Source organism: Acinetobacter sp. YH12226 (genome assembly GCF_013417805.1).
Lineage (GTDB): Bacteria > Pseudomonadota > Gammaproteobacteria > Pseudomonadales > Moraxellaceae > Acinetobacter.
In genome coordinates this window covers 436618-454626 of record NZ_VPDG01000001.1, presented here as the reverse complement: position 1 = coordinate 454626, position 18009 = coordinate 436618, and the positions used below count along the sequence as shown (strand labels likewise).

Annotated in this window: 22 protein-coding genes and 2 rRNA genes; 7 read left to right on the top strand and 17 right to left on the bottom strand. The window is 43.2% G+C overall.

The window, feature by feature from the left end:
- Together FTV08_RS02220 and rrf are read left to right on the top strand one after the other, a co-directional pair.
- A 23S ribosomal RNA gene (locus tag FTV08_RS02220) occupies positions 1-104 on the top strand; the annotation flags it as partial.
- Between the two features lie 191 nt (positions 105-295).
- A 5S ribosomal RNA gene (gene rrf / locus FTV08_RS02215) occupies positions 296-410 on the top strand.
- A 249-nt stretch (positions 411-659) separates the two neighbouring features.
- Here the strand turns inward: rrf and FTV08_RS02210 are convergent.
- From FTV08_RS02210 to rplM, 5 genes are all read right to left on the bottom strand, one after another.
- Positions 660-1307, bottom strand: coding sequence for a hypothetical protein (locus FTV08_RS02210; RefSeq protein ID WP_180086488.1), 648 nt, complete (start codon positions 1305-1307; stop codon positions 660-662).
- A gap of 18 nt (positions 1308-1325) precedes the next feature.
- Positions 1326-1754, bottom strand: a complete 429-nt coding sequence (locus FTV08_RS02205) for a ClpXP protease specificity-enhancing factor (RefSeq protein WP_004281679.1) — start codon at positions 1752-1754, stop codon at positions 1326-1328.
- A 9-nt stretch (positions 1755-1763) separates the two neighbouring features.
- Complete coding sequence (locus FTV08_RS02200) at positions 1764-2417, bottom strand: glutathione S-transferase N-terminal domain-containing protein (RefSeq protein WP_180086486.1); 654 nt, start codon at positions 2415-2417, stop codon at positions 1764-1766.
- Between the two features lie 330 nt (positions 2418-2747).
- Complete coding sequence (gene rpsI / locus FTV08_RS02195) at positions 2748-3134, bottom strand: 30S ribosomal protein S9 (protein WP_004281681.1); 387 nt, start codon at positions 3132-3134, stop codon at positions 2748-2750.
- A gap of 13 nt (positions 3135-3147) precedes the next feature.
- The gene (gene rplM / locus FTV08_RS02190; RefSeq protein ID WP_004281682.1) at positions 3148-3576 is read right to left on the bottom strand and encodes a 50S ribosomal protein L13; all 429 of its coding nucleotides are present in this window, start codon (positions 3574-3576) and stop codon (positions 3148-3150) included.
- A 305-nt stretch (positions 3577-3881) separates the two neighbouring features.
- On the opposite strand from rplM, the gene pdxA reads away from it, so the two are divergent.
- The 3 genes from pdxA to FTV08_RS02175 are packed head-to-tail and all read left to right on the top strand — an operon-like array spanning position 3882 to position 6548.
- Complete coding sequence (pdxA, locus tag FTV08_RS02185; RefSeq protein WP_044111680.1) at positions 3882-4850, top strand: 4-hydroxythreonine-4-phosphate dehydrogenase PdxA; 969 nt, start codon at positions 3882-3884, stop codon at positions 4848-4850.
- Between the two features lie 33 nt (positions 4851-4883).
- Positions 4884-5696, top strand: a complete 813-nt coding sequence (rsmA, locus tag FTV08_RS02180) for a 16S rRNA (adenine(1518)-N(6)/adenine(1519)-N(6))-dimethyltransferase RsmA (RefSeq protein WP_004645966.1) — start codon at positions 4884-4886, stop codon at positions 5694-5696.
- Between the two features lie 6 nt (positions 5697-5702).
- Positions 5703-6548: a symmetrical bis(5'-nucleosyl)-tetraphosphatase gene (locus tag FTV08_RS02175; protein WP_180086484.1), complete on the top strand. Its 846-nt coding sequence runs from the start codon at positions 5703-5705 to the stop codon at positions 6546-6548.
- A gap of 51 nt (positions 6549-6599) precedes the next feature.
- Here FTV08_RS02175 and FTV08_RS02170 read toward each other — a convergent pair whose 3' ends face one another.
- The 8 genes from FTV08_RS02170 to FTV08_RS16160 all read right to left on the bottom strand — a co-directional run bounded on the left by FTV08_RS02170 (position 6600) and on the right by FTV08_RS16160 (position 11530).
- The gene (locus FTV08_RS02170; RefSeq protein WP_004281686.1) at positions 6600-7046 is read right to left on the bottom strand and encodes a DUF2147 domain-containing protein; all 447 of its coding nucleotides are present in this window, start codon (positions 7044-7046) and stop codon (positions 6600-6602) included.
- Between the two features lie 147 nt (positions 7047-7193).
- Entirely contained in the window at positions 7194-7643 is a 450-nt protein-coding gene (locus FTV08_RS02165; protein WP_004645963.1) for a DUF2147 domain-containing protein, read from the bottom strand.
- Between the two features lie 60 nt (positions 7644-7703).
- Complete coding sequence (locus FTV08_RS02160) at positions 7704-8153, bottom strand: DUF2147 domain-containing protein (protein ID WP_044111684.1); 450 nt, start codon at positions 8151-8153, stop codon at positions 7704-7706.
- Between the two features lie 198 nt (positions 8154-8351).
- The gene (locus FTV08_RS02155; protein ID WP_005106118.1) at positions 8352-8798 is read right to left on the bottom strand and encodes a DUF2147 domain-containing protein; all 447 of its coding nucleotides are present in this window, start codon (positions 8796-8798) and stop codon (positions 8352-8354) included.
- Positions 8799-8884: 86 nt separating this feature from the next.
- On the bottom strand, positions 8885-9559 hold the full coding sequence (locus FTV08_RS02150) for an LrgB family protein (RefSeq protein WP_180086482.1): 675 nt from the start codon (positions 9557-9559) through the stop codon (positions 8885-8887).
- Between the two features lie 9 nt (positions 9560-9568).
- Entirely contained in the window at positions 9569-9940 is a 372-nt protein-coding gene (locus FTV08_RS02145) for a hypothetical protein (protein ID WP_004281691.1), read from the bottom strand.
- 40 nt (positions 9941-9980) lie between these two features.
- A complete protein-coding gene (gene hflX, locus FTV08_RS02140; RefSeq protein ID WP_180086480.1) occupies positions 9981-11321 on the bottom strand; it encodes a ribosome rescue GTPase HflX in 1341 nt (446 codons plus the stop codon).
- 77 nt (positions 11322-11398) lie between these two features.
- Entirely contained in the window at positions 11399-11530 is a 132-nt protein-coding gene (locus tag FTV08_RS16160; protein WP_257221141.1) for a hypothetical protein, read from the bottom strand.
- Positions 11531-11719: 189 nt separating this feature from the next.
- On the opposite strand from FTV08_RS16160, the gene FTV08_RS02135 reads away from it, so the two are divergent.
- Entirely contained in the window at positions 11720-12529 is an 810-nt protein-coding gene (locus FTV08_RS02135) for a 1-acyl-sn-glycerol-3-phosphate acyltransferase (RefSeq protein WP_004732180.1), read from the top strand.
- Between the two features lie 36 nt (positions 12530-12565).
- On the opposite strand, the gene FTV08_RS02130 is transcribed toward FTV08_RS02135, so the two are convergent.
- Positions 12566-14200: a phospholipase D family protein gene (locus FTV08_RS02130; RefSeq protein ID WP_180086478.1), complete on the bottom strand. Its 1635-nt coding sequence runs from the start codon at positions 14198-14200 to the stop codon at positions 12566-12568.
- Between the two features lie 101 nt (positions 14201-14301).
- Between FTV08_RS02130 and FTV08_RS02125 the strand changes: the two genes are divergently transcribed.
- Positions 14302-15312 carry a metallophosphoesterase gene (locus tag FTV08_RS02125; RefSeq protein WP_044111688.1) on the top strand — a complete coding sequence of 337 codons (1011 nt, stop codon included), beginning with the start codon at positions 14302-14304 and terminating at the stop codon, positions 15310-15312.
- A 24-nt stretch (positions 15313-15336) separates the two neighbouring features.
- Here FTV08_RS02125 and FTV08_RS02120 read toward each other — a convergent pair whose 3' ends face one another.
- From FTV08_RS02120 to FTV08_RS02110, 3 genes are all read right to left on the bottom strand, one after another.
- Complete coding sequence (locus FTV08_RS02120; RefSeq protein ID WP_005106122.1) at positions 15337-15738, bottom strand: hypothetical protein; 402 nt, start codon at positions 15736-15738, stop codon at positions 15337-15339.
- A gap of 132 nt (positions 15739-15870) precedes the next feature.
- On the bottom strand, positions 15871-17178 hold the full coding sequence (locus FTV08_RS02115; RefSeq protein ID WP_004281697.1) for an MFS transporter: 1308 nt from the start codon (positions 17176-17178) through the stop codon (positions 15871-15873).
- A 142-nt stretch (positions 17179-17320) separates the two neighbouring features.
- Positions 17321-17965 (bottom strand): hemolysin III family protein, encoded by a 645-nt coding sequence (locus FTV08_RS02110; RefSeq protein ID WP_044111690.1) that lies wholly within the window; start codon positions 17963-17965, stop codon positions 17321-17323.
- Between the last annotated feature and the right edge of the window lie 44 nt (positions 17966-18009).

Sequence of the window (18009 nt, the reverse complement as noted above, 5' to 3'; positions counted from 1 at the left end):
GTCTCCTAAAGAGCCGTTGAAGACTACGACGTTGATAGGTTGGATGTGGAAGCATAGTGATATGTGAAGCTGACCAATACTAATTGCTCGTGAGGCTTGACTATACAACACCCAAACAGTTGTTGTACGAAGCTCGATTGATTCGATATTAAACAAAGTGACTTGATTTAGTTACGCTAAACGAACAAACTACTGCAACTCAGATATACCTGTTAATAACTCATTTGATGAAAGCTAGGCTAGCGAAGTGAAAACAACGCCAATAAGACCCAAGCAAATAGTCATAAACAGTTGTGCTGGCGACCATAGCAAGAGTGAACCACCTGATCCCTTCCCGAACTCAGAAGTGAAACCTCTTAGCGCTGATGGTAGTGTGGGGTTACCCATGTGAGAGTAAGTCATCGCCAGCTCATTATTCCTAAACACCCCCGACCATAAGGCCGGGGGTGTTTTTTTTATGCGTGGGATTTTAGATAAGATATTTAACATATCTATATCTCAAAGTTGATCAGATTCTTCTGAGACAGAGAATTCCTGTTAATTTGTTTGACCTATTGGGATCTCTGTAAAACTAGCGCTATAAGAGTTTACAAGCTGATCTTATAAACCTTACAAAATAAAAAACCAGCGAATCGCTGGTTTTTTTATTGCAGACTATTTTAGCCAAACACGCGCATTACGGCTGCGATTAATACCCAAAGAATGACAATCGCCACGATGGGTTCAACAATCTTTGCCCATGTTGGGGTATTGATAACAATGACTTCTTCGACATCTTGATGCTGCTGATTCTGGCTTACCATTTGATTAAACTCCTTCATTGATGCTTCCAATGATAGCTCTTCTTGCACAATTGGTTTAGAGCCTTCGAGTTCTGTTAGCTTGTTTGTTGTCCAAACCCAATCATCTGCTTGACCAGATAAATGTTCAATTTGCCCGGTCAGTAATTCCTGAATGCTATGGATATTATGGTTGCCGGTATCATGCAGTTGTTTTAATTCAATAAGCTGTAAATGAAAAATTTCTGAAGTGCTGTGCTCAAGCTGGGCTCGATCCAGAGTGGATTGATTTTCCGGACTGGTAGCGAGATGACGCACGATTTCCAGGATATATAATTCATCAGGATGATTGATTTCATTATAAATTTTTTGTGGGTTATGACGCCATTCAGTAATAAGTTTTCCTAAAGTTAAGGCATTGATTTCTGATATATATTTTCGTCTTTCTTCTTTTGTATATTCTTTTAGAAGCTCAGGCTTTTGAGTCTCTATCTGTTCAACAAAATATTGTACTAAATCAAAAGCCATTCACTTGCTCCATTATTTTTAATCTAATAGTCTTAAAGTCGGTTTTTTCTTTGGTTGTTCAGTTTGTTCTTCAGTGCTTGATTTTAAAGCATCTTCATCATTTTGTGTATGCTCATATTCACCTGGATCAAAGAATAAACCTTGACCATTTTCACGTGCATAAATACCGAGTACTGCTGCCATAGGCACATAAATATCACGAGAAACGCCACCAAAGCGAGCCGAGAAGCTAATGGCATCATTGCTCATATGCAGCGCATGCACGGCATGTGGCACAATATTCAGAACAATCTGTCCATCTTTAATAAACTGCTCAGGAACCATGGTATTTGGGCGTGTGGCATCCACCAGCAGGTAAGGCGTCATATTGTTATCGCAAACCCACTCATAGATTGCACGTGCCATATAGGGACGGGTAGGGCTAAGGTTGAATTCTTGTTCGGACATGATGTTTCTCTATGGATGTTTGAGTTGCACTGAATAACGGTTCTTTTCCTGCAATGTCATGGATTTTACAAAGGCAGGACGACTAAAAATTCGTTGGCAATATAAATAAAACGGACGGCATTGCTGCTGTGGTAATTCTACGCCCATCTGTTTCAGACGGATAAAAATTGGTGCCAGCATACAATCCAGGATACTAAATTGTTCAGACATAAAATAGGGAAAATGCTGGAAGAGTGGCATCAGTGAAATCAGGATATCCTGTAACTGCTTTTGTGCCTGAGTTCTGGCTTTCTTATCTAGCGTATCAGGATGGCGTAACATGATATCAGCCAGCTTTAACCAGTCATTTTCAAAGCGCCAGATGTATTGTCGTTGCTCTGCGCGGGGCATTGGGGCATCGGCATATAGTTTATTCTGACGATAACGATCATCTACATATTCTGAGATAATTGAAGTATTAAATAATTTGAGTTCATTTTCGATCAGCATCGGCAATTGATTATAAGGATTAAGGCTGGCCAGATCCTCATCATCGGCATCCACCAAAATCAGGTTATATTTAATCTGTTTTTCGGCAAGTACGTAGCGAATCCAATGGGAACGAAAGTCATCGACATGACTATAGAGAGTGATTCCTTGAAGAGGCGCGCTTTCGACTGACATAAATCCTGATGAGCTTCTAATGAATAGACTAGGATACTAAAATTCAACCTAAAAAGCACCAAGCATCAAAGATCAATCGGCTTGAGCCGAGGTAGATTATAAGAAAAACAACTGGAGGAAAATAAGATGCTGATCAAGCTTCCTGTCATTTTGCTATTTATCTGTATTGGGATCGCAAATTATTATTTGATGAAGTCGTTCTGGTGTCATGAGAGTGTATGGGGGAAAGATGTGCACGAACAATAACAAGAAAATCTTTCCATATATTCAGCTGATACCCATAAAAAACCCTGGAAAATCCAGGGTTTTTTGTCCGATTCGGTAAACGAATTAACGTTTAGAGAACTGAGGACGTTTACGAGCTTTACGTAAACCAAGTTTCTTACGTTCAACTTCACGAGCATCACGAGTAACGAAACCAGCTTGACGAAGAGCAGGTTTTAAAGTTTCGTCAGAAGCGATCAATGCACGAGTAATACCGTGACGGATAGCGCCTGCTTGACCACCAATACCACCACCAGCAACAGTGATGTAAAGGTCATATTTGTCAGTAGCTTCAAGAAGCTCAAGTGGTTGGTTAACAACCATACGAGCAGTTTCACGACCGAAATACTGTTCAAGAGTACGGTTGTTAATTACGAGTTTACCAGTACCAGCTGATAGGAAAACACGTGCAGTTGCGGTCTTACGGCGACCTGTACCATAATTAGTAGCCATGTGCTGTTATCCCTTAGATGTCCAAAACTTGTGGCTGTTGAGCAGCGTGTGGATGCTCAGTACCTGCATACACTTTCATTTTCTTGATCATTGCATAACCAAGAGGACCTTTAGGTAACATACCTTTAACAGCTTTTTCTAGAACTGCTTCTGGTTTGTGAGCGATTAACTTTTCAAAGTTAGTCTCACGGATACCACCAGGGAAACCAGTGTGGCGATAGTATTTCTTATCTTGTGACTTTTTACCAGTCACAGTGATTTCTTCAGCATTGATAACAACGATGTAGTCGCCAGTGTCAACGTGAGGAGTATAAGAAGTTTTGTGCTTACCGCGTAAACGACGAGCGATTTCAGTCGCAAGGCGACCTAAAGTTTTGCCAGAAGCATCAACAACGTACCAGTCGTGTTGAACCTCAGCTGGCTTAGCGCTGAGAGTTTTCATTAAACCACTACCTATTATAGTTGGTTTGGACTATGGAATCTGTCCAAACTAAAGGAGACGCGATTCTAAACGAATACGTGAAGAATCACAAATGAAAATTAAAATTTCAAGCGCTGTATTTTATCTAATCTCCCTGGTGAAAGAAAGACCTAAGCCTTTATATGCTACAAAAACTGCAACTATATTTGTAACCATAGTTTCAATGGTATCAAAATATTGATTTATAAGTACTCTTTGCAATGATTACTACAGCGTAGGCGTGATCGGGTTATAATATTTCTCAGCTTTGCCAAATTGAGAAGATGATGCTGCCTTTATATGTCACCAGTGGGGAACCTGCCGGAATTGGTCCTGATATTTGCCTGAGTCTTGCAGATCGTGTTGATGAGCGCCCAATTGTGGTATTGGCGGATATTCATATGCTCAAGCAACGTGCTCAGGTACTCAAATTATCGGTTGAGCTGATTGAATATCAAGGACAGGAGTCATCTTCAGGCATCGGTCAGCTATTTGTAGAGCATGTTCCCGTGCAGCAAGACGTCGTATTGGGTGAGCTGAATCCGAACAATGCGGCTTATGTACTGGAGCAACTGCGTCGATCCGCAGACTATGCCATGTCAGGAAAAAGTGTCGGCGTCGCGACTGCGCCTGTACAAAAGTCCGTGATAAATGAAGCGGGCATTTCTTTTAGTGGTCATACCGAGTATTACCAGGAATTTGCTGGTGTTCCACGTGTAGTCATGATGCTGGCCACCAAAACTTTACGCGTGGCCTTGGCCACTACCCATCTTCCGCTTCGTGCCGTGGCAGATGCGATTACGCCTGAACGCTTGCATCAGGTGATTGATATTCTGATTCACGACCTGAAATCCAAATTCAAGATTGAACAGCCGAATATACTGGTTTGCGGTTTAAATCCGCATGCCGGGGAGGGCGGTTATTTGGGGATGGAAGAAATTGAAGTGATCAATCCGGTACTCGAAAGCTATCGTGCCCAAGGTATCAACATGAGTTTAAGCCTACCTGCTGATACTTTATTTACTCCAGAAAACCTAAAAGATGCTGATGCTGTTCTGGCGATGTATCACGATCAGGGCTTACCTGTGTTAAAATCACAGGGCTTTGGTGAAGCCATTAATATTACCCTCGGCTTACCGTTTATTCGAACTTCTGTTGATCATGGCACAGCACTCTCCCTTGCGGGGACGGGACTTGCGAAAAGTTCCAGCCTGCACGTTGCTGTCGATTTAGCCCTCGATCTGGCGCGCCACTGATTATTGTTCATCACTCACGTTGGAAATGTTTTTATGTATCAAATTAATGCCTTAAACCCAAAAGATGAAGGGCATCAGGCTCGAAAAAGATTTGGTCAAAACTTTTTACATGACCAGCGTGTCATTGCCAAAATTGTACGCTCAGTCAATCCGCGTCCAGGTCAGAACATTCTGGAAATTGGCCCGGGTCTGGCCGCTTTGACTTCACCTTTAATTGGTGAATGTGATGCCTTAACCGTACTTGAGCTGGATCGTGATCTGGCTGCTGGCCTGCCGGGTCGTGTGCCGCATCCGGAACGTTTAACCATTATTGAAGCCGATGCCTTGAGATACGATTATTCTCAGTTGTTCCAGGAAGATCGTCCATTACGTGTGGTCGGTAACTTGCCCTATAATATTTCAACGCCACTGTTATTCCATCTCTTGGAATTTGGTGACAAAGTGCAAGACATGCATTTCATGCTACAAAAAGAAGTCGTGGATCGCATTACCGCATCACCCAATACCAAAGAATATGGCCGTCTGTCGGTGATGATTCAATATTTCTGTAAACCGACTTTCTTGTTCGAAGTGCCACCTGGATCTTTTAATCCGCCTCCAAAAGTAACTTCTGCGGTATTCCGTTTAGAGCCTTATAAAGTTAAACCGATTGTGGCGAAGAATGAAAAAGCGCTGGCACGTCTGGTATCTCATGTCTTTACCCAGCGTCGTAAAACCTTGCGTAACAGCTTGAAGGGTATGCTGGTTGAAGAGGGTTTTGAAAAAGCGGGTGTTGACCCGATGGCGCGTCCAGAAACCCTGACCCTTGAACAGTTTGTTGCACTTTCAGATCAAATGGTGGCTTAAATTACGATGAACCGTACTGCTCGATATAATTATGTGATTGGTGATGTTCAAGGCTGTTTTGAGGCCTTGAAAGCTTTGCTTAAAGAAATCCAGTTTGATGCAGAACAAGATTTTATCTGGTTTGCTGGAGATTTGGTTGCACGTGGTGAAAACTCAATTGCAGCATTGCGGTTTATCAAAAAGCTGGCTGAGCAAGGTGCGGCTGCGACGGTCTTGGGAAATCATGATTTGACTTTGCTGGCTTATGCCCGCGGCATCAAACCGGTGAAAGAAAAAGACAATGTTCGTGATGTGATTGATGCGATCGACAGTGATGACTTGATTGACTGGCTGCGCAAACAGCCAATGTGTCTATTTCCAAATGAGCAGACTATCCTGACGCATGCTGGGATTCCGAATATCTGGAGTGCAGAAAAAACTGCTCAATTGGCACAAGAAGTCGAAGCGATCATTGCTCATGATGACTTCGAGGTGCTGGATGATTTTCTGAAAGAAATGTTCGGGAAAGAACCCGCACTTTGGTCGGATCAGCTACAAGGCCATGAACGTATTCGCTGTATCGTGAACTACCTCACCCGAATGCGTTTAACTGACGCTGAGGGACGTCTGGAATACAGCTTTAAAGATGCGCTGGATGATGCGATGCCGGAAGGTTTTAAACCTTGGTTTGAGTTTGAATCACAGGCTGCGAAAAGTCATCAGATCCTGTTTGGTCACTGGGCCGCCTTGAATGGTAAAACCATTTCGAACAAGATTCAGAATGTAGATGGCGGTTGTGTCTGGGGTAATCAACTGATGGCATTCCGCCTAGAAGATCAGCAGATGTTTGCAGTGGATAATCCGGCGATGTAAGCACATTCCATAAAAAAGCCACGTGATTACGTGGCTTTTTAGTTTTAAAATTTAGTCTGCTCGAATCCAGGTCTGGTTACGGCCTAGAACTGAAACGCCAATACTGGCACGTAAGGTTAAACGTTTACCCGTATTGTTTAAACGCATTTTTGCATCATAAATTTTACCTGCCAATGGGTCGATAATACGACCTTTGTCATAATTCTTGGTGCCTTCAACCAGTTTTAGGCCTTTTAAAATGGTCATACCTAAAATAGGCTGATTGGTATAAGGTGCAGGACAGTTATTGCATTTTTCACGTGGATTATAATCTGGGCGAGGCGTGATTTTTACAATTTTGCCTGAATAGGTATTATTTGCTTCTTTGCTAATGACGATAATCGCTTTAGCCGCCCCCGTTTTATCATCAATTTGTTGCCAGGTCCCGGTAATATCGTCTGCCCAAAGATTGGTCATACATCCTGCTGTAAGCGCGGCAAGTAATATTTTTTTAAACATAGAGAGTCATTCCAAAGAATTTTTATCATCGCCCGCTCATGTTAGAAATCTTACTAAAATAGTCAACACTTATCTGAATACTATAGAGTTGATACACTGAAAAAAGCTGCCAATTTGGCAGCTTTTTTGAATAATGAGAATTAGGTATTAATCTTGGCGAATCCAGGTCTGGCTACGGCCTAAAGCGGACACACCCACATAACCACGCAAGGTTAAACGTTTACCATTGGCATTTAGACGCACTCGAGCGTCATAAACTTTACCTGCCAATGGATCAATCACTTTACCTTTTTCATAATTGTTGGTGCCTTCCACATGTTTTAAGCCAGTCAATACATCCATGCCCATGATCGGCTGATTGGTATAAGGCGCGGGACATTTATTGCAGGTCTTTTGTGGAGTATAGCCTGGACGTGGAGTCACTTTGATAATTTTTCCAGCAAAAGTTCCATTATCATTTTGACGAATTTCAATAATTGCTTTTGGTGAGCCGGTTTTATCATCAATTTGCTGCCAGATGCCCGTCAGATCCTGTGCATAAGCAGTCCCAGTCATCAGTGCAGCGATGAACATTAATCCTAATTTAGTTTGTTTCATTATATTTATGCCTTTTTTATAGATGAATAAAATATCCCCAACACAAAAGTGCTGTTTTTATTAATCCTGGCGAATCCAGGTTTGTGTGCGACCAATCGCAGAGATCCCGATATATCCACGTAAAGTCAGTCGTTTCCCATTGGCAGAAATCCGCCCTTTTAAATCATAAATTTTGCCAGTGAGTGGATCGAGTACCCGGCCATGTGCATAGTTATTTTTGTTGGTGGGTTTCAGTCCTTTAATGACGTCTAACCCCAAAATCGGTTTATCGGTATAAGGTGGTGGACATTTGACACATTTTTCCCGTGGTGTATAACCTGGGCGAGGTGTGACTTTAGTAATCGTTCCGGTATACGAGCCATCAGCCTGCGTTTTCATTTCAATCAATGCTTTAGGTGAGCCGGTTTTATCATCAATCTGTTGCCAGAGACCAGATAACTCCTGAGCAAAGGCCAGAGAGCTAGTGAATAAAGAAGCTGAAAAAACAGTTAAAAGTGTGATTTTATACATGCGATATCCTTATTTTTTTATGAACATTCACCTAATTCCATGTGGTGAATGCTGATGCAAACTACGTTAATACACTTTCATAATCTATATTGCATGAAAAAAGCGTATGTTTAATATTCATACAACTTAATGCATTAAAATGCAAGCTTCTATCTACTAAAGCATAACCCCGTCACATTTTATTTAATAAAGCAGGAATTAATCCTGCTTAATCCAGGTTTGACTACGGCCTAGTGCTGAAACGCCGATATAGCCGCGTAGGATCAGACGTTTCCCATTAGCACTTAATTTTGCTTTGGTGTTATAAAGATTCCCTGATAATGGATCAAGCAGCTTGCCTTGAGCAAAACTGTTATTGCCGACGTGCTTTAAGCCAGTGAGCACATCCAGGCCGAGAATAGGTTTATTGGTATAAGGTGCAGGACAGGACACACAGTTTTCTTTCGGGGTATATCCAGGACGCGGGGTGATTTTTGTGATCTTGGCAGCATAGACGCCGGAAGCCGTCTCACGAATTTCGAGGAATGCTTTAGGTGAACCAGTTTTGTCGTCAATATTTCTCCATGTCCCTGAAAGGTCAGAGGCCAAAGCCAGATGGCTGAAAGAGGCTAAAAGTAAAGTTGAAAAGAATTGAACCTTTTTCATATATCTGTTCCTAGGTTGGATTAGAGTTCTTACTCTATAGTAAGAACGATTACCACATAAAACAAATGATTAATTTGATTCACTAGTCACATTTTTTGCAAATAAAGTATAAACGTAGGCAACCAGACCGCGGTAAAGACTGCATTGACGGCCATACCAAATGCGGCATAACGTCCTGCAATACTGCCACGCTGCCAGGCCTGAGCTGTACCAATGGCATGTGCGGCTAGTCCTAAAGCCAGTCCGGAGGCACGTTCATCATTGATATGTTTGAGAATAAATGGAGAAAAAGCTGCACCAATCACACCAGAAAGAATCACGATTAGAATGACCATGCTGATGGGTGCATCCAGCAGGGTGGCAATATTAATCGCAATTGGAGTGGTCACTGCGCGGGTAGCAAACGCCATAATATCTGCAGAGGACATATGCAGCAGATAAGCTAGTCCCATCGGCAAGGCGACAGCACTGATACTGGCAAAAACCAAAATGCCGATAATGGCTTTGAGCGGCAAGTCATCGTAGCGCATCGCGGCCAAAGGGATAGCAAGTGCGACGGTCACATAGCCGAGTAAATGGTTGAAAAGTGGATTAACTTCATCCATGTAATTTTCATAGGGAATGCCGAGCGCAAATAAAATCACCAGTACAAAGAACATGCTGAACACGATGACGGGAATTTGCGGAATGAACCGGTTACAGGGTTTGGCAATCAGATAGGCGATGAGGGTAACCGCAAAGCCATACAAAATAGATAACATGCGGAACTCCTATAACCAGCGCTTGGCCATTTTGGCGTAAATCCATAAAGGAATCAGGGTGCTGAAAAACATGATGAACAGAAAGGCCGGAATTTTCTGGCCCATATGTACCAGCATCATCAGTGCACCTGCACTGACAGGCAGGAAAGCAAAGGCGCTTTCCTTCATCAGTTTGTTATTGGTATCCACGAGGCGAGCGGGGAGTTTGCCAAAGTAGCGCCAGGTAAACAGCGCAATTAAAAGGCTCAATAACCCGACCAGATTGCCTAATTCAGGATGATTCAGTTGGGTCATTAACCAGACCGAAGCTTCCCGAAAGACAATAATAAGTAACAGGGTGCCGATCCATGCTGGCCAATCTATTCGTTTTATCCAGTTCATTGCTATAATCATTAATATTAATAAGTTTACTTATCAAGTTTTACTCGATCTTTGACTGGATTTCAAACGCTTCCAGTGGACGTTGAAACTGCTGCGCCTGTTTGCCCAGAATTTCATCCAAGGGTAAATGCGCCTGTTTAATCAATTGTTCCAGTTTTTGTGGCGCAATTCGAATGTGCAGATGCAGTTGGCCTTCATCATCATAATGTTCAGACTGAATCACATTCAGACCATAGAGCTGGTTACGCAGCTTGCCGTAGGCAGGTTTCAGGATTAAATCGAAGGACTGTAGTTGCCCCATCAAGGACTCATGTACCGCTTTACGCAGCAGGTCGATACCTTCGCCACTATGTGCCGAGACATAGACCCGTTCCGGTTCGCCCGGGCGTCGATAAATAATTTTGGCTTCTTCACCGCTACAGTCAATTTTATTGTAGACCTGAAGGATGGGAACATCGGCCCCAATTTCTTTCAGCACTTTGTCAACGGCTTCAATCTGTTCCAGCATCTCTGGGCTACTTGAATCAATCACATGCAGTAACAGTGTGGCTTCAACGGTTTCTTCCAGCGTTGCCTTAAAGGATTCTACCAGTGAATGGGAAAGATTACGGACAAAACCTACCGTATCGGCCAGTACCAGATTGCCGATTCCATCCCATTCCAGACGCCGTAAGGTTGGGTCCAAAGTGGCAAACAGCTGATCGGCTGCATAGACATCGCTGTTGGCGAGTAAATTAAACAGGGTAGACTTACCAGCATTGGTATAACCCACCAAAGATACCGTCGGCACAGCCGCTTTTTGACGAGCAACACGGCCTTGCATCCGGGTCTGGCGGACTTTATCAATGCGTGCCTTGAGCTGTCCCATACGGATACGCAGCAAACGGCGGTCTGTTTCCAGCAGGGTTTCACCCGGACCACGTAAACCAATCCCGCCTTTCTGGCTGTCGAGATTGCCACGACTACGAATTAAACGTGAAGATAAATGTTGCAGCTGTGCCAGTTCGACTTGCAGCTTACCTTCATAGGTACGGGCACGCTGGGCAAAAATATCCAGAATCAGTTCAGTACGATCGACCACGCGGCATTTAATCACCTGTTCCAGATTACGGGCTTGGGCTGGGGTTAGGGCATGGTCAAAAATGACCAGATTGGCCTCCAGCTCTTCAACACGTTCAGCGATTTCTTCTGCCTTGCCGGAGCCGATAAAAAATTTGGCATCGGGTTTCACCCGCTGAGCATAAATATGTTCCAGAATTTCAGCATCTGCAGACTGGGCCAGTAAACGAAACTCTTCAGCATCAAGGTCATCCAGCATTTGTACGCTGACACTCACCAGAATGACGCACTCTTTCCCTCGATGTTGTTGTAAATATTCCACTCAGGCCAATCTCCACTTGAAAACTTTAGTGTAGTTGAAAAAGGGCTGAGCAGATACTGAATTAGCGCGGCTTTGGTTTAAAGTGCGCTGATAAACAGTTGTGCAAGTGTTACCAGTACCACTGCATAGATGAAGGTGCCGCCCAAAATATATTTGAGCACTTGTAAAGGTTGTAGTGTGTCGTTCGCGGGCTGGGTTTTATCTGACATAGCTACGATCCTTTTCAATCTAATATTTCGATAGCTTTATTTTGAATGATTTTTTAATCCAATTAAAATTGAAGATATAGATGTTATTGGCCGATTTTTATTATCAATGCAAGTTGCGAATGAACAGTATAGAATGAGTTTAATTCGTGGATATTCCCTGTATCTCGCTTAGGATTTAATGACGTTTTTATGAACTCAACTGTACAAAACCAGACTCCAGATATCGAAGGCTTGGCCAAGTTTTTTCTGTATAGCCGGAAAATTACTGCCTCATTGGCTACCATTAGTGAAGGGTTTTACTTGGTTTTTCGTCATGGCTTATATAAAAATCCGAATAACCCGACCAATACCCGCTATGTGCAACATTTTTGCCGTCAGTTATGCAAAGTATTCAATATCGAAGTGCAGGTGCATGGCGAGATTCCACGTGAACCCGCCTTATGGGTCAGTAATCATGTGTCTTGGCTGGATATTGCCGTTCTGGGTTCCGGAGCGCGCGTATTTTTTCTGGCGAAAGCAGAAATCGAGAACTGGCCGATTCTAGGCAAATTGGCCAAGGGTGGGGGTACCTTATTTATTAAACGGGGTTCAGGAGATTCCGTCAGGATCCGTGAACAAATTACCGATTTTCTCAAACAGAATATTCCGGTGCTGTTCTTTCCTGAAGCGACGACTTCTGATGGACGAGCCATCAAAAAAGTACATGGCCGGATTTTAGGCGCCGCGATTGAAGCGCAGCGTCCTGTACAAATCTGTCTGATTTGTTATGTGAATCAGCAGGGCGAACTGGATATGGTTGCACCGTTTGTCAATGACATCAGTTTTGCTGCCCATGTCAAAAAAGTACTGGAAATGCCGCAAGTCATTGCACATTTAGTGGCTTTACCTGCAATTGCCACGGAAGGGCATACGGTTGAAAGCCTGACCCGTGTGGTTCAGGAAAAAATGCAGACAGGCCTGGTTGAACTTCAGTCACGGGTATTAAAAAAGCCTCAATAAGAGGCTTTTTTATGGTTTCTGTTCGAAGAATCAAGCTTACATAAAACCTTCAATTGGCAGCCAAGACACCAGCTTAAGGCCAGCTTTCTGATACCATTTCATTTTGGGTTCTTTGGTAAATGTTTGAACGTCACCATTGGCTTTCTTGATTTTCCAGTTAATGTTCTGATTCGCATCGAGCACTAGTTTATAAGCATATTTGCTTAAATTTTTGTCCATGGTGTCGTGTACTGCACGTGCCAAAGACGGACTGTTCAGCAACACGCCAATTTCAGTATTCAGATAAGCTGAACGCGGATCAAAGTTAAAAGAACCAATAAACACCTGTTTTTGATCCAGTGCCATCAACTTGGCATGCAGGCTGGAACGACTCAATCCTTTCAGGCTGACTTTGGCTTTTTTCGAAATTTCCTCTGTATTGGCATTTAGGTGATTGGCTTCTGGCGCTGCTAAGAACTCATACAGCTGCACCCCATTTTTCAATAGATCCTGACGATATTTAGCGTAAAAAGCATGCACCACAGCAACGTCGTTGGCCTTAAAAGAGTTGGTCAGGACGCGAACCTTGATATTTTCATTCGTCAGTTTCTTTAAACGGTCTGCACCAATTTTTTCCGGAACAAAATAGGCAGAGACAATATCGACACTTTGTTCAGGTTTTTCCAGACGCTGTAATAACTGGAAATTCAGGTGTTCTTCGGTTTTGGCCTTGGCCTTGATTTTGCTCGGTGGATCTTTGACTACTTCGGCTTCCACCCAATCCAGCTGAATGTTTTGTTCCAGCCATTGGTCAAAGGCTCTGGAACGATTGGCCAGATCCAGATAATTTTGAGTGGCTGGATCCTGACTATGGGTTTCTAGCTGTTGTTTTAAGCTTGGAAAACGTAAGCCATGATGCCGTGGATTCACCACCTCTTGTACCGGATAGGCATAATCATCATTCCAGTATTCATCGAAGGAATGAATGATTTCATCCGATGCTGCACCGACCAGCATCACATCGACATCAGAGAACTGATAGCTTTCACTGACATTATAATACTGGTTACTCATATTGCGCCCGCCAATCAAGGCAATCTGGTTATCAGCAATAAAGCTTTTATTGTGCATGCGGCGGTTAATGCGCTTTAAATCCAGCACCATGTCCATGGCGCGGTATTTACGAAAGCGATAGGGATTATACAGTTTGACATCGATATTTTGATGCTGGTTTAAGGCCAGATAAATCCCTTCCATTTTCTTGGCATTATTGTCATCCATCAACAGGCGCACTTTTACGCCACGATCTGCTGCCTGAATAATCGCATGCAGGGCGAGGGCACCGATTCGGTCGTTATCCCAGATGTAATATTGCAGATCCAGACTGCGTTCCGCTTTATTAATCAGCTGAATCCGAGCAGCCAGTGCTTCAAGCGGATCATACAGCACGCGATAACCAGTCAACCCGATGTTCTGATCACGTAAAGGTTCAACAATTTGTGCCAGGCTGGTTTGCGATGTATCCGTTTCAAATGCCATCTGGCTTGGCTGTTCGGTTTGCTTGGGTAAGGTACTACACGCAGGTAGACCCAGAACCAGGCTACAGCTCAGTAAAATGCCGGCTTTATAGCGATGAGTGCGCATAAAACCTGAGGATTGAAGATGAACTTGATCGCGGGGAGCAGTGGCCATATAAGTCGAAGAATGAAAAATTAGAATTGAGTATAATTGCCAGCTATGAAAAGATAAATATAAAGCCAGTAATCTGCTGCTCGACTGAATAAGGCCAATTTATGTGGGATTCGAATTCCGTACTGTTTTATTTTTATCTGGGGATGGCGATTTTAGCCATCTGGGCTGTGGCTCAGGCATGGTCGAGCCAATCACGTACCGAAACCATTCATCCCTTTAAAGCTTTTGGTCATTTGCTGGCGTTTTATCTTGCCTATTTATTAATCCCTTTGTTTTTCTTCAGTATTTATGCTGGATGGACGGGTTATTATTCACTGCATGAAGCCATTTTTGTATTTTTACTCAGTGGGGTTTTGACTTATGCACGCTTTATCGAGCCGCATTTAATTCAAGTGAAAACGACACAATATCAGATCAATGCAGATAAACGTTTAAAGCAGCCGGTGAAAATCGCCCTGATCGCAGACTTACATATCGGTCTTTTTTCGGGTCATGAGCGTCAGTTGCGACAAATTGTACACAAATTAAATCATATTCAACCTGATTTGGTGGTGGTTGCTGGCGACTGGACTTACGAGCCAGAAAATAAACTGGCACAGGAACTGGCGGTTTTAAAAGAGATTCACGCTCCGGTCTATTCAGTCAATGGTAATCACGATGAGCAATATCCCGGACCGCCGATTCGAGAGTTATTGCACTATGCATTGCAAGTCAATCAGGTCATGGATATTGAAGGTCAAATTGTCGAATTTGATGAATTCCGACTTTTGGGCGTAGGCGACCTCTGGGCTGGTAAAGCCGATATGCGCAGTTTGCCAGACTTGCCTCAGGACAAGCCTTGGGTCATTCTTTCGCATAACCCTGATACGGTCGATATGATTCCGAAACTGCCGACGCGCCCTCTGATGCTGTCTGGACATACTCATGGCGGACAGGTGGAACTGCCTTGGCTAACTAATTACGTCATGAAAAAGGTTTCAATTTTGGGACATAAAAAGGGTATGTATCGTCATGAACATGCAGATGTGTTCGTGACTGTTGGTACCGGCTTGGTCGGTGTACCTTTCCGTTTCCGGGTGCCGCCTACTATTGATATTATTGAACTGATTTAAATTTAGTCGGCGTACTGTACTGTATTAACTGATGATCCAGACCAGAATCAGCAACACCACTGCGACGGCCGCCATCATCCAGATTTTCTTTTCGATTTTTCGGGTTGGCACATTTTCACGTAATTGTTGCGCAGTGATTTCAGCTTCTGTCGGTGTACTCAAGCTAGGATGGGTGGGGATTTCCAGTGGTGGTGTCACCAGGTCAATATCACCGGCATCATCACTAAAGCGTGGACCTGTACTCTCATGCTTCATGACCACATCATGTTCCCGCACAATTTCATCAATCACTTGCAGTGCCTGAGCTTCATCCAAGGGTGTATTCTCGGTGATATAGCGAACAGCTTCTAATTTTTTATCATCTTCCAGCAAAATAATGATATTGACCAACTGCTCCTGCGATAGGTATTCAATAAGATCCTGCATGGCCTTGCCTCATTTTTTGAATTGAGTTCATTTGATTGTTGAGCAAATTTAACGAGATAAGTAGCCGAGTTTTGTTGTGAAATCATAAAAAAAGCCAGCATCGAGTGCTGGCTTTTGAATCGATCTAAAACCTTAGATCTGATTATTTACATCATCATTCTTGGTTTCACGAATCAGCAAAAACGCGACAAGCGATAGGATAGATGCTGCGGTCAGGTAATAACCGACTGCAGACAAACCATAGGCCGTTGCCAGCTTGGTTGCGATTAGCGGTGCAAATGATGCACCGAAGATGCCTGCCAAGTTAAAGGTCAATGCAGAACCCGTGTAACGTACTGAAGTCGGGAAGATTTCAGACAATACAGTACCGATTGGCCCATAAGTTAAGCCCATAATCGCCAGACCAATACACAAGAACAGGAACACCACCAAGGTGCTGCCAGATTCAAGCATATCTGCAAAGAAGATACCGAAGATCGCAGAAATGACACATACCGCAATCGAAGTGGTCTTACGGCCAAATTTCTCAGCCAATACTGCTGAAAGCGGGATAAAGGCAGCAAAACACAGGGTCGCAACTAACTGCAATTGCAGGAATTCTTCACGAGAATAACCGAGTTGTTTGGTTCCCCATTGCAATGCAAATACCGTAGTAAGGTAGAACACAACAAATGTACAGATTGCAGCAATCGTACCCAGAACTAGCATACGAGAGTGCTTTTTGAACACTTGAACAAAAGGAACATTTACTTCTTTTTGTTTATCTAGCACTTTCTGGAAAGCAGGCGTTTCATGCAGTTTTAAACGGATCCATAAACCGACAATTACCAACAAGGCACTTGAGATAAACGGAATACGCCAGCCCCAAGCCATAAAGTCAGCTTCAGACATGAAAGCGCCAAGCGTCAGGAAAGAACCTGTTGCCAGAATAAAGCCGATCGGAGCACCCAGTTGCGGGAACATGCCATACCAGGCACGTTTGCCTTCCGGGGCATTTTCAGTTGCAAGAAGTACCGCACCTGACCATTCACCACCCAGACCCAAGCCCTGACCTAAACGGCACAGTGCAAGTAACAGTGGCGCAGCAATTCCGATTTGCGCATAAGTTGGCAATAGACCAATCGCAACGGTTGAAATCCCCATAGTCAGCAAAGCTGCAACCAAGGTGGCTTTTCGTCCGATCCGGTCACCTAAATGACCAAATAATGCTGCACCAATCGGACGGGCAATAAATGCAATGGCAAAAGTCGCAAGAGACTGAATGGTTGCGGTCATCGGATCTGTACTGGTAGGGAAAAACAGATACGGAAAAATAATGACAGCAGCGGTGGCATAAATATAAAAATCGAAGAATTCGATTGTAGTGCCTACCAAGCTTGCTGTTAAAACGCGAAATTTTGAATTTTGTGCTGGCTGAGCAGCAGAATTAGACGACGCCATGGAAAACCTTACACTTACTAAAAATAAAAAAACTTAGTTTTAAAAGCGTAATCTTTTTAAAAAAGGCGTAATTTTTTAAAAAAACAACTGCAATCTTCTCGCTTCAACTCGCTCAGGGTCACTGAAATGAAAAAGGAGATGATTAAATCACGTAAAGATAGATAGACAGAAAATGTGATCCTGCGCCTATCAATACAAATATGTGCCAGATAGCGTGGGTATATCTTACTCTTTTTAAAGCGTAAAACAATGCACCCACGGTATAAGCGAGTCCACCAATGATGAGAAAGGTTAAAGATTGAACACTTAAATATTGCTGCATATCATCAATCACCAGCAGCGCCAGCCAGCCCATGGCCAGATAAGCCGCTAAAGAAAGTTTCTGGAAACGATGAATGAAAACGAACTTGAAAAGTGTACCAAGAAGGGCAATCACCCACAGTGCAATCAATAAATACTGGGCTTTGGCGGTCGGAATGGCAATCGATAGGAAAGGGGTATAAGTTCCGGCGATTAAATAATAAATCGCAGTATGATCGATTTTTTTATAAAAATAACGGCGGTCTGCCGCAGTGGCCATGTGATAGAGCATAGAAGCAGAAAATAACAGAATCATGCTCAGCGCATAAACCCACAGTCCAATCCATTGTCCAGTACTCAGGTAAGACCCTTTAATAATCAAAAGAATACCAGCAACAATGGACAGTCCGGCACCTACACCATGACTAATATAGTTAATTCGTTCCTCATTTTGATCATAATCTGGAACCAGTGGAGCATTCTGCATGATTGTCATTCTTCTTCAAATATACACTTGTATAGTAATTCAAT

Coding starts and splice junctions, on each gene's coding strand:
- FTV08_RS02130 (WP_180086478.1), bottom strand. CDS start 14,200: ATGGCCACTGCTCCCCGCGATCAAGTTCATCTTCAATCCTCAGGTTTT.
- FTV08_RS02110 (WP_044111690.1), bottom strand. CDS start 17,965: ATGCAGAATGCTCCACTGGTTCCAGATTATGATCAAAATGAGGAACGA.
- FTV08_RS02135 (WP_004732180.1), top strand. CDS start 11,720: ATGAACTCAACTGTACAAAACCAGACTCCAGATATCGAAGGCTTGGCC.
- rplM (WP_004281682.1), bottom strand. CDS start 3,576: ATGAAAACTCTCAGCGCTAAGCCAGCTGAGGTTCAACACGACTGGTAC.
- FTV08_RS02150 (WP_180086482.1), bottom strand. CDS start 9,559: ATGTTATCTATTTTGTATGGCTTTGCGGTTACCCTCATCGCCTATCTG.
- pdxA (WP_044111680.1), top strand. CDS start 3,882: ATGCTGCCTTTATATGTCACCAGTGGGGAACCTGCCGGAATTGGTCCT.
- FTV08_RS02120 (WP_005106122.1), bottom strand. CDS start 15,738: ATGCAGGATCTTATTGAATACCTATCGCAGGAGCAGTTGGTCAATATC.
- rpsI (WP_004281681.1), bottom strand. CDS start 3,134: ATGGCTACTAATTATGGTACAGGTCGCCGTAAGACCGCAACTGCACGT.
- FTV08_RS02175 (WP_180086484.1), top strand. CDS start 5,703: ATGAACCGTACTGCTCGATATAATTATGTGATTGGTGATGTTCAAGGC.
- FTV08_RS16160 (WP_257221141.1), bottom strand. CDS start 11,530: ATGTCAGATAAAACCCAGCCCGCGAACGACACACTACAACCTTTACAA.
- FTV08_RS02205 (WP_004281679.1), bottom strand. CDS start 1,754: ATGTCCGAACAAGAATTCAACCTTAGCCCTACCCGTCCCTATATGGCA.
- FTV08_RS02165 (WP_004645963.1), bottom strand. CDS start 7,643: ATGAAACAAACTAAATTAGGATTAATGTTCATCGCTGCACTGATGACT.
- FTV08_RS02125 (WP_044111688.1), top strand. CDS start 14,302: ATGTGGGATTCGAATTCCGTACTGTTTTATTTTTATCTGGGGATGGCG.
- FTV08_RS02115 (WP_004281697.1), bottom strand. CDS start 17,178: ATGGCGTCGTCTAATTCTGCTGCTCAGCCAGCACAAAATTCAAAATTT.
- FTV08_RS02170 (WP_004281686.1), bottom strand. CDS start 7,046: ATGTTTAAAAAAATATTACTTGCCGCGCTTACAGCAGGATGTATGACC.
- FTV08_RS02210 (WP_180086488.1), bottom strand. CDS start 1,307: ATGGCTTTTGATTTAGTACAATATTTTGTTGAACAGATAGAGACTCAA.
- FTV08_RS02155 (WP_005106118.1), bottom strand. CDS start 8,798: ATGAAAAAGGTTCAATTCTTTTCAACTTTACTTTTAGCCTCTTTCAGC.
- FTV08_RS02160 (WP_044111684.1), bottom strand. CDS start 8,153: ATGTATAAAATCACACTTTTAACTGTTTTTTCAGCTTCTTTATTCACT.
- FTV08_RS02200 (WP_180086486.1), bottom strand. CDS start 2,417: ATGTCAGTCGAAAGCGCGCCTCTTCAAGGAATCACTCTCTATAGTCAT.
- rsmA (WP_004645966.1), top strand. CDS start 4,884: ATGTATCAAATTAATGCCTTAAACCCAAAAGATGAAGGGCATCAGGCT.
- FTV08_RS02145 (WP_004281691.1), bottom strand. CDS start 9,940: ATGAACTGGATAAAACGAATAGATTGGCCAGCATGGATCGGCACCCTG.